The 13,277-nt window shown below is 43.0% G+C and carries 13 protein-coding genes and 2 pseudogenes; 3 read left to right on the forward strand and 12 right to left on the reverse strand.

Features of this window, described 5'->3' with window-relative positions; all coding sequences use genetic code 11:
* Nucleotide 1: 1 nt before the first annotated feature.
* The 3 genes from murD to typA form a co-directional block, all read right to left on the reverse strand.
* Nucleotides 2-1,354, reverse strand: a complete 1,353-nt coding sequence (gene murD / locus I872_RS07360) for a UDP-N-acetylmuramoyl-L-alanine--D-glutamate ligase (RefSeq protein ID WP_015605505.1) — start codon at nt 1,352-1,354, stop codon at nt 2-4.
* A 386-nt stretch (nt 1,355-1,740) separates the two neighbouring features.
* Nucleotides 1,741-1,998: a DUF3165 family protein gene (locus tag I872_RS07365; protein WP_015605506.1), complete on the reverse strand. Its 258-nt coding sequence runs from the start codon at nt 1,996-1,998 to the stop codon at nt 1,741-1,743.
* 34 nt (nt 1,999-2,032) lie between these two features.
* Nucleotides 2,033-3,880, reverse strand: a complete 1,848-nt coding sequence (typA, locus tag I872_RS07370) for a translational GTPase TypA (protein ID WP_015605507.1) — start codon at nt 3,878-3,880, stop codon at nt 2,033-2,035.
* Between the two features lie 195 nt (nt 3,881-4,075).
* On the opposite strand from typA, the gene I872_RS07375 reads away from it, so the two are divergent.
* On the forward strand, nt 4,076-4,801 hold the full coding sequence (locus I872_RS07375) for a 16S rRNA pseudouridine(516) synthase (protein WP_015605508.1): 726 nt from the start codon (nt 4,076-4,078) through the stop codon (nt 4,799-4,801).
* A gap of 186 nt (nt 4,802-4,987) precedes the next feature.
* Here I872_RS07375 and I872_RS12285 read toward each other — a convergent pair.
* From I872_RS12285 to I872_RS07385, 3 genes and pseudogenes are all read right to left on the reverse strand, one after another.
* Nucleotides 4,988-5,158 (reverse strand): annotated as a pseudogene (locus tag I872_RS12285) (DUF4190 domain-containing protein); the annotation flags it as partial.
* 29 nt (nt 5,159-5,187) lie between these two features.
* Nucleotides 5,188-5,568 (reverse strand): rhodanese-like domain-containing protein, encoded by a 381-nt coding sequence (locus I872_RS07380; RefSeq protein WP_015605509.1) that lies wholly within the window; start codon nt 5,566-5,568, stop codon nt 5,188-5,190.
* A gap of 1 nt (nt 5,569) precedes the next feature.
* Nucleotides 5,570-5,788 (reverse strand): YqgQ family protein, encoded by a 219-nt coding sequence (locus I872_RS07385; RefSeq protein WP_015605510.1) that lies wholly within the window; start codon nt 5,786-5,788, stop codon nt 5,570-5,572.
* A gap of 268 nt (nt 5,789-6,056) precedes the next feature.
* Here I872_RS07385 and I872_RS11040 point away from each other — a divergent pair.
* Nucleotides 6,057-7,425, forward strand: a pseudogene (locus I872_RS11040) (IS3 family transposase).
* Between the two features lie 209 nt (nt 7,426-7,634).
* Here I872_RS11040 and I872_RS07400 read toward each other — a convergent pair.
* Nucleotides 7,635-8,150, reverse strand: coding sequence for a Dps family protein (locus I872_RS07400; RefSeq protein WP_015605512.1), 516 nt, complete (start codon nt 8,148-8,150; stop codon nt 7,635-7,637).
* Between the two features lie 166 nt (nt 8,151-8,316).
* Here I872_RS07400 and I872_RS07405 point away from each other — a divergent pair, with 166 nt between their 5' ends.
* Entirely contained in the window at nt 8,317-9,048 is a 732-nt protein-coding gene (locus I872_RS07405) for a prepilin peptidase (RefSeq protein WP_015605513.1), read from the forward strand.
* Here I872_RS07405 and trpA read toward each other — a convergent pair.
* From trpA to trpD, 5 genes are read right to left on the reverse strand one after another with little or no spacing between them, the layout of a single operon-like run.
* Nucleotides 8,947-9,726, reverse strand: a complete 780-nt coding sequence (gene trpA / locus I872_RS07410; protein WP_015605514.1) for a tryptophan synthase subunit alpha — start codon at nt 9,724-9,726, stop codon at nt 8,947-8,949. The genes I872_RS07405 and trpA overlap by 102 nt on opposite strands.
* Nucleotides 9,719-10,942, reverse strand: coding sequence for a tryptophan synthase subunit beta (gene trpB, locus I872_RS07415; RefSeq protein ID WP_015605515.1), 1,224 nt, complete (start codon nt 10,940-10,942; stop codon nt 9,719-9,721). Before trpB ends, trpA begins: the two co-directional genes overlap by 8 nt.
* The gene (locus I872_RS07420) at nt 10,932-11,519 is read right to left on the reverse strand and encodes a phosphoribosylanthranilate isomerase (RefSeq protein ID WP_015605516.1); all 588 of its coding nucleotides are present in this window, start codon (nt 11,517-11,519) and stop codon (nt 10,932-10,934) included. Before I872_RS07420 ends, trpB begins: the two co-directional genes overlap by 11 nt.
* Entirely contained in the window at nt 11,506-12,273 is a 768-nt protein-coding gene (gene trpC / locus I872_RS07425) for an indole-3-glycerol phosphate synthase TrpC (protein WP_015605517.1), read from the reverse strand. Before trpC ends, I872_RS07420 begins: the two co-directional genes overlap by 14 nt.
* Nucleotides 12,270-13,274: an anthranilate phosphoribosyltransferase gene (gene trpD, locus I872_RS07430; protein WP_015605518.1), complete on the reverse strand. Its 1,005-nt coding sequence runs from the start codon at nt 13,272-13,274 to the stop codon at nt 12,270-12,272. Before trpD ends, trpC begins: the two co-directional genes overlap by 4 nt.
* Between the last annotated feature and the right edge of the window lie 3 nt (nt 13,275-13,277).

The following is a 13,277-nucleotide window of genomic DNA, read 5'->3' on the forward strand; positions in this document are numbered from 1 at the left end:
TTTATCCCTTTAATTCTTTAAACACTGCAAGGAATTCATCGCCCCGCACTTCAAAATTCTTATACATATCCCAGCTGGCATTGGCTGGACTGAGAAGGACAACATCCCCGGGCTCCGCCACAGAAAAGGCCTTGCGAGTAGCATCTCTGACATCTGAAGCGTCCAGATAGCTTACTTTTGCCTGATCCGCAGCCCGCTTGACACGCGCAGCAGATTCTCCCAGAATCACCATTTTTTTCAAGCCCTTGATATCTGGCACCAATTCATCAAATTCATTGCCACGATCCAGACCACCAGCAATCAGAATGACCTTGCTATTGTCAAAGCCTGACAAAGCTTTTTGTGTCGCTAAGATATTAGTTGATTTACTGTCATTGTAAAATTTGACTTGATTGATGTCGCCCACATACTGGAGCCGATGCTTGACACCACCAAAATGAGCCAAGGTTTCTTTAATAACTTGATTGTCAATCCCGCGCAGTTTAGCGACAGCAATGGTTGCTAGAGCATTTTCTACATTATGGCTGCCAGGCACGCCTAGTTCAGAAGCTTTCATAATGGCTTCCCCACGGAAAGTCAGCACATCGCCGTCTAAGTAGGCTCCATCAACCTTTTCTTGGGTTGAAAAAGGAATCACCTGGGCTGCCGTCTCCTCAGCCAATTCTTTAGCCAACTCTTGATTGAAATTCAAAACGACATAGTCAGAAGCCATCATATTTTTTTGAACATTCCACTTGGCCGCTACATATCCCTCGAAAGAGCCGTGATAGTCCAGATGTGTCGGCATCAGATTGGTAATCACCGCTATTTCTGGATGGAAGGCTTCGATTCCCATTAGTTGGAAAGATGAAAGTTCCATGACCAGAGTATCTCTTTCACCCGCATCTTGGGCGACTTGACTAGCTGGAAATCCGATATTCCCAGACAAAAGACCATTTTGTCCGCCTGCTGTTAGCACTTCCGCAATCATGGTCGTGGTCGTGGTTTTTCCATTTGAGCCGGTAATGCCGATAATCGGTGCATCAGAAATCAGATAGGCTAGCTCCACTTCGGTGATGACAGGAATCTGCTTTTCCAAAGCCCTCATGACCATAGGATTGTTGTAAGGAATGCCTGGATTTTTCACCATCCATTCAAAATCTTCATCCAACAACTCCAATGGATGACCACCTGTCACGACCTTAATTCCTTCTTCTAGTAAAGATTGGGCTGCTGGATTTTCCTCGAAAGGCTTGCCGTCATTGACCGTCACAATCGCTCCCAGTTTATCTAAAAGACGGGCTGCTGACTCCCCAGATTTGGCCAAACCCAACACCAAGACTTTCTTATTGGCAAATTTTGAAATAGTCTTCATCATGTACCTCTTCATTCATACTACCTTCTATTTTACCTTTTTTTGCGAAAATAAAAAAGTCATATCAGGCTTTTATTTTAACTGTTAATAGCTTTTAATAAATAAGAAGAAATTTTATTCTCTTTGAAACCTTTGCTAACATCTATTTATACTATCTAAAACATTTGATTGCCTGTATCTTATCAAGCCTGATCTGCTCACTTCTTGCCAGCAGTATTCAAAAAGGCATGTTCTCACTAGATGAGAATCTACCGGTATCTGTATGTCATTTCTAGCCAGCCAAAAGCACCAGAGGCCAATCCCACTTTGAAGCAAGAAAAGGAACTAGGCCACCAACAGTCTAGACGACCTTGGAAATCCTAATTCCTTCTTTATAGTTTATCAGCTTACAGTTCTTTTGATTTATGAGGTGGCACCAGACGCTCAATATCTGTCAAGGCCCACACCGTTATAATAATCAAAAAGATACTCACAAACAGTTCCCCAGGCAATTTAAAAATCTGGAAAATTGCCAAAGCAAGCAAGATAATCAAGGCAACCAGCAAGAGCACAATTGTCAAGACATTCAGCGTTCCTTTAATGCTAGCCGGAATGGCAAATACATAGAAAAGCAGGATTAAAATTCCAATAATCAGGTAAATCATGCTGCTCCTTTCTACCACCTGTCAACTAAATGACTTATTCTGCTGCTTGTTTTTTCTTATTTTTGTTAGCTTTTTCGCGCTCTTGTTTGTTCAAGATTTGCTTACGGAGACGGATAGACTCAGGTGTTACTTCCATGTACTCATCGTCGTTCAAGAACTCAAGTGACTCTTCAAGCGTCAAGATACGAGGTGTCTTAATAACCGCTGTTTGGTCCTTAGTAGCTGAACGAACGTTGGTCATTTGTTTAGCCTTGGTGATATTAACTGTCAAGTCATTTTCACGAGAGTTTTCACCGATGATCATTCCTTCGTAAACTTCAGTACCTGGGTTAACAAAGATGGTTCCACGTTCTTCAATAGACATGATTGAGTAAGTTGTAGCCTTACCAGCATCGATCGAAACAAGGGCACCACGGTGACGTCCACCAATTTCCCCTGGAATCAATGGCAAGTATTGGTCGAAGGTATGGTTCATAATACCATAACCTCGAGTCATTGACAAGAACTCAGTTGAGTATCCGATTAAACCACGCGCTGGAACAAGGAAGACCAAGCGAGTTTGACCATTACCAGTTGAAATCATATCCAACATTTCACCCTTACGTTCAGAAAGGCTTTGGATTACAGATCCTTGGTATTCTTCTGGAGTGTCGATTTGCACGCGCTCAAACGGCTCACATTTGACACCATCAATTTCTTTAATGATAACTTCTGGACGAGATACTTGAAGCTCATAACCCTCACGACGCATGGTTTCGATAAGGATTGACAAGTGCAATTCTCCACGTCCTGAAACCGTCCATTTATCTGGTGAGTCCGTTGGGTCAACACGAAGGGAAACGTCTGTTTGCAATTCTGATTGCAAGCGTTCTTCTACCTTACGAGAAGTCACCCATTTTCCTTCACGGCCTGCAAATGGTGAGTTATTCACCAAGAAGGTCATTTGAAGCGTTGGCTCATCGATGTGAAGGATTGGAAGTGGTTCTACTGCGTCTGTCGGTGTAATGGTTTCACCGACAAAGATATCTTCCATACCAGAAACGGCAATCAAATCACCAGCTTTTGCTTCTTGGATTTCACGACGCTCCAAACCAAAGAAACCGAAGAGTTTTGTAACACGGAAGTTCTTAGTTGTGCCATCAAGTTTAGAGAGGGTAACTTGGTCCCCAACTTTCACACTACCGCGGAAGACACGACCGATACCGATACGACCTACGAAGTCATTATAGTCCAAAAGAGACACTTGGAACTGCAAAGGCTCATCTGAGTTGTCTACTGGAGCTGGGATATGGTCGATGATGGTATCGAAGATTGGTGCCATTGTTTTTTCTTGATCAGCCGGATCATCTGACAATGAAGAAGTTCCGTTAATCGCTGAAGCATAAACAACTGGGAAATCAAGCTGGTCATCATCTGCACCAAGCTCGATGAAGAGTTCCAAGACTTCGTCCACTACTTCTGCTGGACGAGCTGATGGCTTGTCGATTTTGTTGACAACCACGATTGGGACAAGGTCTTGTTCCAAGGCTTTTTTCAATACGAAACGAGTTTGTGGCATGGTTCCTTCGTAGGCATCCACAACCAAAACAACACCGTCAACCATTTTCATGATCCGCTCAACTTCTCCACCGAAGTCCGCGTGCCCAGGTGTGTCCATGATATTAATACGAGTTCCATTGTAAGCAACGGCTGTATTTTTTGCAAGAATAGTAATTCCGCGCTCTTTCTCGATATCGTTTGAATCCATCGCACGCTCTGCCAATTCAGTACGAGCGTCAAGAGTTTCAGATTGTTTCAATAATTCGTCAACGAGGGTTGTTTTACCGTGGTCAACGTGGGCGATAATCGCAATATTACGGATATCTTCTCTTAATTTTGTCATTTTTCCTCTAAATCTTATTATTTATTTCCAACTAAAAATTATAACACAGTTTTTTCCAAAAAACACGAGCCAACCAAGTGTAAATGTTTTCATAAGCAAATCGTAAACTGTAACCTTTTTTGCAATTTTACTTCTGAAAGAGTATGATAAAAGAAGAAAATATAGAATTTGTCCCAACCTTTGAAAGGAAAACTCATGCGCCTTGATAAATTCTTATCCCTAGCTAAGATTAGCCGGAAAGAAATGAAACAAAAACTACGACTAAGGCAGATTGTAATCGATGGTCAGCCAGCTCGCTCCCTCAGTCAAAATGTCGATAGTGGCCTCCAGTCCATTAACCTAGAAGGCAAACCTTTAAAACACCTAGCCCATCGTTATTTCCTAATGAACAAGCCTGCTGGTGCTGTGACTGCCAATTCTGACGCAGAAAAACTGACTGTCCTAGATTTGCTTGCGCCAGAAGATTTTAACGACCAGCTTTATGCCATCGGCCGCCTGGATCGCGATACATGTGGCCTGCTCTTGATTACAGATAATGGCCCACTGGGATTTCAGCTCCTCCACCCGCAATACCATATCGCAAAGACTTACTATGTAGAAGTCAACGGTCCTCTTGATTCAGCAGCTACAAACGCTTTTCAGCAAGGCATTATCTTTCTGGACGGCACCCGCTGCAAGCCTGCCCAACTTCAAATTCACACGACTAACCCCGAGCACTCCACCGCTTCAGTTACCATTTCTGAAGGGAAGTTCCATCAAGTCAAAAAAATGTTTCTTGCAGTTGGTGTCAAGGTCACCTATCTCAAACGTACGCATTTTGGTGAATTCCAACTGGATCCCAATCTGACAGAGGGCAGCTATCGACCGCTGAATCCTTCCGAACTCGAGATTATCAAAAGCTATTTGGAACAAACCTGGTAAAAGAGAGAGTGGGACAGAAATCGGTAATTCGTTAGAATTCGATTTCGTGGTCCCACCTCCGCACAGTTGAGTAGGGCTGTAAAAGCTGATGAAATCAGCGTAGTAGAGCACACTCAACCACTGCGTCTTGCTCGACAATCCAAAGACAATTAAGAGGCTAGGACTTTTGTCCCAGCCTCTTATTATTTACTGCATAAATCCATTCATAGTCAGAAGAATTCCTGCAATCCAAATGACAATCGAAATCACAATACCGACGATATTAAGAATTCTTTCTGTTTTATAATCTAATTGAGTCTCTTTTTGGTGAGAATTACTCAAAACCAGACCGATAATACCTAGAATAAGACCAACTATTTGTTTTGTATAGATATTTCTACAAAGAATCAGCTTGTCTTAACCTTACCAGTCCATGAATCAAGACCGTAAGATAGGATATAAATATCATTAAAACCTTGCTTTTTCAAGTAGATTGCCGCATTGGTCACACGTTGTCCACGACTATTTTCATAGAGAAGAACTGGTTTGTCTTTGCGAAGTGCATTGATACTAGACTTGAGCTGTTGAGACGGAATATTGCGCGCCCCCAAGATATGCTTGCGATGGAAATCCGATGAATCACGCAGGTCAATCAATTGCCCCTGACGAATCAAAGCTTCAAACTCACTGTTATCTACTATCTTAGCTGCACGACGAATACGGAAATAATTGAAGCCCATCCAAGCCAACATTCCCAGCAAAATTGCCCATAAAATCCAAGTTCCCATTCTAGTTTCTCCCTTTATCTTCTAAATACTTCAACTCTGCTTGATGCTCTCTGCGCAGGACAGCCTCAGCCTCTAGATAATCAAGCTTATCCATCAGGCCGGCATCGTAAATCCGTTCCAACTCAATTTTCATCATTTCAATATCATAAAGACGCTTGCCCATATAGATAATGATCCCGAAATTTTTAAGAAATTGCTGCACATCATAGAGTGTTTTCATGAGCTATATTTTATCAGATTTTAGCAAAGTTTTCAAGATAGCAAAACAGAAAAGACAGCCACGGAGACTGCCTTTTCGGGAGATTATTATGAAAAAGAAAAGTTTAGGAGTTCTATCAAAACAAAGTTAGGAGGTCTTCATTTGATAATCTTAGTATAAAGGAAGAAGCTTAAACAATCCTTAAGAAAAAACAAAAGAGAGTGGGACAGAATGAACTGCACCCCAAAAGTTAGACAGAAAAAAATCTAACTTTTGGGGTGTTTTTATTATGAAATTAACTTATAAAGATAAAGTTCAAATCTATGAACTTAGAAAACAAGGGCGAAGCTTCAAAGAGCTCTCAAATATATTTGGGATAAAAATTCCCAATCTTCAGTACATGATTAAATTGATTGATCGTTATGGAATAGAAATCGTCAAAAAAGGAAAGAATTGCTACTATTCACCTGAACTAAAACAAGAGATCATTGAATAAAGTTCTACTTGATAAAGTTCTACTTGAAGGTCGTTCACAAATAAGGGTGTCTCTAGATTATGCTCTTCCAAGTGTTGGAATGTTGCCTAATTGGATAGCACAATATAAGAAAAACGGGTATACTATTGTTGAGAAAACAAGAGGGAGACCGCCTAAAATGGGAACGTAAACCAAAAAAGAAGCCCGAAGAGATGACAGAGCTAGAGCGACTTCAGGAAGAATTAGAATTATTTGAGAGCGGAGAATGCCATTACTAAAAAAGTTGAGAGAACTCCGATTGAGGGACGAAAAGGATCAAGAAGAAAAGCAGAAATTGTTCAAGGATTAGTAACAGAGTTTGCCTTAGAGATTCTTCTAAAGATTATTAAGCTAGCTCGTTCAACCTATTATTACCAGCTAAAGCAATTAGAATAAAAGCGATAAAAATCATGATATTAAGGCTGAAATTCAAGCTATTTTTACTGAGCATAAAGGAAATTATGGTTATCGCCGAATAACACTCGAATTAAGGAATCGTGGTTTTGTAGTGAACCATAAAAAGGTCCAACGTCTAATGAAGGTCCTTGGTCTAACAGCTCGGATTCGTCGTAAACGCAAGTATTCTTCATACCAAGGAGAAGTTGGCAAGAAAGCAGATAACCTTATTCAACGCCAATTTGAAGCATCCAAACCAATGGAAAAGTGCTATACAGATGTGACAGAGTTTGCCATTCCGATAAGCAGTCAAAAGCTCTATTTATCACCAGTTTTAGATGGCTTTAATAGCGAAATTATCGCCTATAATCTTTCTACGTCACCGAATTTGATACAAGTGAAAGATATGCTGGAGCAGGCATTTACAGAGGAACATTACACAAATACCATCCTCCATAGTGATCAAGGATGGCAGTATCAACATCAGTATTATCATCGTTTTTTAGAGGATAAAGGAATCCAACCGTCCATGTCACGTAAAGGAAACAGTCCAGATAACGGTATGATGGAGTCCTTCTTTGGTATTCTTAAGTCTGAGATGTTTTATGGTTATGAGAAGTCGTTTAAATCACTTGAGCAATTGGAACAAGCTATTGTAGACTATATTGATTACTACAACAACAAACGGATTAAGGTAAAACTAAAAGGACTTAGCCCTGTGCAATACAGAACTAAATCCTTTGGATAAATTAATTGTCTAACTTTTTGGGGTCAGTACAGAAGTCGGTAATTCGTTAGAATTCAATCTCGTCGTCCCACCTCCGCATAGTTGAGTAGGACTGTAAAAGCTGATGAAATCAGCCTAGTAGAGCCCACTCAACCACTGCGTCTTGCTCGACAATCCAAAGACAATTGAGAGGCTAGGACTTTTGTCCCAGCCTCTCTTTAAATATCATTTTACAAACCTGGTGCTTGACCAAGCTCAGCTGTCAACATCCAGATAGTCTTTTCAAGGTCTGCTTTAGCACCAACGAAGATATCATTGGTTACATCGTCACCTTCTTCATCCGTCACATCCATCGCTTCTTGGTAAAGATCTGTCAGATAACGGAAGATTTCAATCACGCGCTCCAAGCTTTCTTCAACATTCTTGCTGAATTCGCCAGCTTTTTCTTCAATTTTGCTGTGTTGGATAAACTCTGTCAGAGTTGAATAAGGCTTACCACCTAGAGTAATCAAGCGTTCGCTGACTTCATCCAATGTTTCATCAATTGTATCCATGTATTCGTCCATTTTTGGATGCCATACCATGAAGCCTGCACCACGCATATACCAGTGAACTTGGTGAAGAGCGATACGAGCTGTATAAAGATCTGAAACCACTTGGTTAAGAACTGCTTTTGTTTTTGGTAAAGAATTTTGGTTAGTGAAAGTTGCTACGTCTGCTGCAGCGCCATGTTTTACTTGAGTCATAATGATACCTCTCTTTTTATTTGTAATCATTCTAATCTTTATTGATTATGTTTTAATTATAATGCTTCTAATTAAGAAAGTCAAGTATTAAAACTAAAAATTTTACTTTATTAGAAAAGTTGTAAAATTTCAAAATTTTTCTGCTCAAAATCACGAATAAATAAGTATGATACATCTATACTTTTTTCTGGTCGGAACGATTTTAGCCTCATTTCTAGGCTTGGTCATTGACCGCTTCCCTGCACAGTCCATCATCTCTCCAAGCAGTCACTGTGACAACTGCAAGCAGATGCTCAAAGCACGGGATTTGGTCCCTATCCTGTCTCAGTTGCTTAATGGCTTCTGTTGCCGTTTCTGCAAGATCCGCCTTCCTATCTGGTATGCTGCTTTTGAGTTAGTGCTGGGCTTGCTTTTTCTAAGCTGGAGTTTAGGCTATCTTCCGCTAGCCCATCTCTTACTGCTAACTATGGGCTTGACCTTGGCCATCTACGATCAGCGGGAGCAAGAATATCCTCTCCTAATCTGGCTGATTTTTCAGTTCTTGCTGATGGCGACAGCGGGTATCAATCCACTCATGCTCTTCTTTCTAACTCTGGGACTTCTAGCCTTCTTTTTTGATCTTCGTATTGGAGCTGGCGACTTTCTATTTCTCGCTTCCTGCTCTGCTATTTTCAGCCTAACAGAAATTCTCATTCTTATCCAAATAGCTAGCTTCTCTGGCCTCGCCTGTTTCTGCTTTAAAAAGAAAAAAGACAGGCTAGCTTTTGTACCCTGTCTTTTGTTGGTGTTGTGGTGGTTATTTCTTATAAGCTGCTGCTTCTTGGATAAAGGCTGCTATGCTGGCGTCCTTTTCATGAAGAGCTTTGACAATCTTAGATCCGACAATGACTCCATCTGAGACTTGATTGAAGCGGTCAACATCCTCTAAAGTCGAAACGCCAAAGCCTGTCAGTACTGGAATCTCTGCAATATCACGGAGTTTGCTCAAATGCTGGTCCAAATCATTGCGGTAGCTGCCGCTCTTACCCGTTACACCGTTGATGGCTACAGCGTAGATAAAACCTTCTGCCTCCTTAATTAGCTCCTGCTGACGTTCTAGGCCAGTCGTCAAACTCACTAAAGGAATAAGAGCAATATCTGAATCTTCCAGTAAAGGCAAGATGAAATTTCTATGTTCGTAGGGCAGATCCGGAATAATCAAACCTTTAACCGGTGTCCTAGCCAAATCCTTTACAAAATCTTTGAGACCGTACTGGAAAATAGGATTGAAGTAGGTCATGATAATGAGAGGCAGCTGAGTATCCAAATTCTGCAAGCTTGCGACTAAAGACTTGGCCGAAGTATGGTGGCCCAGACTTCTCAGACCGGCTTCTTCAATAACCGGCCCATCTGCAACAGGGTCTGAAAATGGCAGACCGATTTCAATAGCTGACACGCCCAAGTTTTCCAAAAAAGCGATAGTTTCCGGCAAACCTACTAAACCTTTCTCGTGATCACCAGCCATGATATAAGGGAGGAAAATTCCCTTACCTGCTTTTTTGATGGTTTCTAAATGCTGAGTGAGTGTTTTAGTCATGAGCACCTCCTTTTTGAGCCGATTCACTTTCCAAGCGTTCCTTTACCTGAACGACATCCTTGTCACCACGGCCGGATAGGCAGACAATCATTGATTTATCTGGTCCCAACTCCTTAGTCAGCTTAACTGCGTAAGCAATAGCGTGGCTAGACTCTAGAGCAGGGATAATCCCTTCGATACGAGACAGGAGCTGAAAGGCTTCCAAGGCTTCTTCATCCGTGACTGGAACATAAGTGGCACGTTTGATAGCATTAAAATGAGAATGTTCAGGACCGATGCCCGGATAGTCCAGTCCGGCAGAGATAGAGAAAGCTTCCAGAATCTGGCCTTGCTCATCCTGCAAGACATCCATCAAGGCACCGTGTAAAACACCCGGCCGCCCCTTGGTTAAGGTCGCAGCATGTTCATCTGTATCCACGCCTCGCCCAGCTGCCTCTGTTCCATACATAGTAACTGAGCTATCATCTACAAAGGGATAAAAGAGCCCAATAGCATTGGAACCACCGCCAACGCAGGCGACTAAAGCATCGGGTAAGGCACCTGCATTTTGCTCAGCAAACTGGCGCTTGGCCTCACGCCCAATCACACTCTGATAGTCGCGGACAATCTCTGGGAAAGGATGGGGACCTAATGCTGAGCCCATAATATAGTGAGTATCATCAACCTGAGCCACCCAAGCTCTCAAGGCAGCATTAACTGCATCCTTGAGGACTCGAGAGCCATCGGTCACAGACTCTACCTTGGCTCCTAAAAGTTCCATCCGAAAGACATTGAGGGCTTGGCGCTTGACATCTTCTTCTCCCATATAGATAGTACAGTCCATATTGAAAAGGGCTGCAGCTGTGGCCGTAGCTACTCCGTGCTGACCTGCACCAGTCTCCGCAATGATTTTCTTCTTGCCCATTCGCTTGGCCAATAGGACCTGGCCTAGGGCATTATTGATTTTATGGGCACCGGTATGGTTGAGGTCTTCCCGCTTCAGATAAATCTTAGCACCGCCAGCATAGGCTGTCAGATTTTTTGCAAAATAGAGAGGATTCTCCCGCCCTACATACTGCTTCAGCAATTCGTCCAGCTCAGCCTGAAAGGCTGGGTCTTTTTTACTCTCACGGTAGGCTTTGTCTAGCTCCAAAACTGCTGTCATCAGCGTTTCGGGAACAAATCGTCCACCAAACTCACCGTAAAATCCTTCTTGATTGGGTTGATTATATGCCATCTTTCACTCTTTCTATAAATTCTTTTATCTTTTCTAAGTCCTTCTGGCCGTCAGTCTCGACCCCGCTTGAGACATCAACTGCGTAAGGGGCGAAGTGCTGAATAGCTTCTCGGACATTTCCTGCATGCAGACCACCGGCGATAAAGAAGGGCTGGTGGATTTGATTCTTGTCAAAAGCTTGCCAGTCAAAGGTCTGCCCACTGCCAGCAAGAGGTGCATCAAAGAGCAAGTAAGCTGCCTCTTGACTGATATCTTCTAAATCACCCTTGAACTGATAAGCTCTAATAACCGGACGGCCAATCTGAGTCAGAAGCTCTTCATCAAAATCGCCATGAATCTGCACCAAATCCAGATTTGCCACTGAAATAGCTTCCTGCAGCTCTACCAAGCTCGGAGAGACGAAAACTCCTACCTTTCGAACAGCAGGCGGCACCAAGGCAGCTAGCTTCTGAGCTTGCTCCAAACTGACCCTCCGACGGCTCTCAGCAAAGACAAAGCCAATGTAATCTGCACCAGCCTGGCATGCCGTTTCCACAGCGCTGGCCGTTGACAAGCCGCAAATCTTAACCTTTGTCAATTTTCAGCTCCTTGATTTTTTCTGCCACATCCTCAGCCTGCATCAGGGCTGTTCCGACTAAAACCGCATGGAAATAAGGAGCTACTAGCTCAGCATCTTCCTTGCTGAAAATAGCGGATTCTGATACGTAAACCCTGCCATCTTTGAAATGGGCAGACAGCTGGAGACTGGTATTGATATCTGTCTCAAAAGTAACTAGATTGCGGTTATTGACACCGATTATCTGTGCTCCTATTCTATGGGCAATTGCCAGCTCCGCCAGATTATGGGTTTCGACCAGAACTTCCAAACCTAAACCTGTCGCAAACTCATAGAGTTCTTGCAGACGCTTTTCAGGCAAGGCAGCCACAATCAGAAGAATAACCGTTGCTCCGGCATTGCGGGCGCGAACAATCTGCTTTTCATCAATGATAAAGTCCTTATTGAGGGTTGGAATGGTCACTTGACTGGAAATCTCTCTCAGGTAATCCAGATGTCCTTTGAAGAAAATTTCATCTGTCAGAACCGAAATCATGGCTGCACCGCAGCCTTCATAGGTGCGAGCCTGCTCCACAATATCCACACCGAGATTAATATCTCCCAGACTGGGACTGGCTTTTTTAACCTCAGCAATCAGCTGCAGCTCTCGAGGATGACTTTTGAGATAGTCATAGAGGGAATAGGTCGAGCGCAGAGGTTGCAGTTCTTCATAGGACATAGCTGCCACTTCCTGCTCTTTTTGCCTTAGAATCGTCGGGAGAAATTCTTTACTCATTTCTGATACTCCTGTAGTTGCTTGAGTTTTTCATAGGCTGCGCCGCTGGCAATCACTTGGCGGGCCAAAGCTATTCCTTCTTCTATGCTGTCTGTTTTCCCATTGGCAAAGAAGCCTAGACCTGCGTTCAGAGCTGTCATTTCCAGATAAGGACTGGCTTGATTTTGCAGGACAGATAGCAGAATATCTGCATTTTCTTTGGCATTGCCTCCACGAATTGCTTCAAGAGGAATTTCTTCCATGCCAATGTCTGACGGTAGAAAGCTGTGCAGGCTGATCTCCCCATCTGCCAGCAAAGCGTACTGGGTACGGCCATGAAGACCGGCTTCATCTAGACCATCTGGACCCGACACGACCACTGCGCGCTTGCGCCCCATGTTTTTCAAAACCTCTGCCGTGCTCTCTAGCATATCTGGTCGGCTGGTTCCCAAAAGCTGAGTTTCTAGAACCATTGGATGAATGAGCGGTCCAGTCAGGTTCATGATAGTGGGAACACCTAGACTGAGACGAGCTGGCATGATATATTTCATAGCTGGATGAAGGTTTTTAGCAAAAAGAAAGACTATCCCCATCTGATCAAAGACCTTACCCAAGCTGGTTGTATCCAAGTTCAGATTAATTCCCAAGGCTTCTAAGACATCAGCTGAGCCTGATTTAGAAGTAATAGAGCGATTACCGTGCTTAGCCATCTTGATCCCACCACCTGCTAATACAAAAGCAGCTGTAGTCGAAACATTGAAACTAAATGATCTATCACCGCCAGTGCCACAATTGTCCATGGCTGTGCGGATTGTAGTAGGGATCTGCGGAGTATGGCCTCGCATGGCCTGAGCTAAGGCTGTCCGTTCCTCTACTGTTTCCCCTTTCATCTTGAGAGCCAGCAAAAAGGCCGCAATTTGTGTTTCCGTTACTCTTCTAGTAACGATGCGCTCTAGCACATCTGACACTTCCGAGCTGCTTAAATCCTTAAAATCGGCTAGTTTTGCAATAATTTCTTTCATAAT

The organism is Streptococcus cristatus AS 1.3089 (genome assembly GCF_000385925.1).
GTDB lineage: Bacteria > Bacillota > Bacilli > Lactobacillales > Streptococcaceae > Streptococcus > Streptococcus cristatus_B.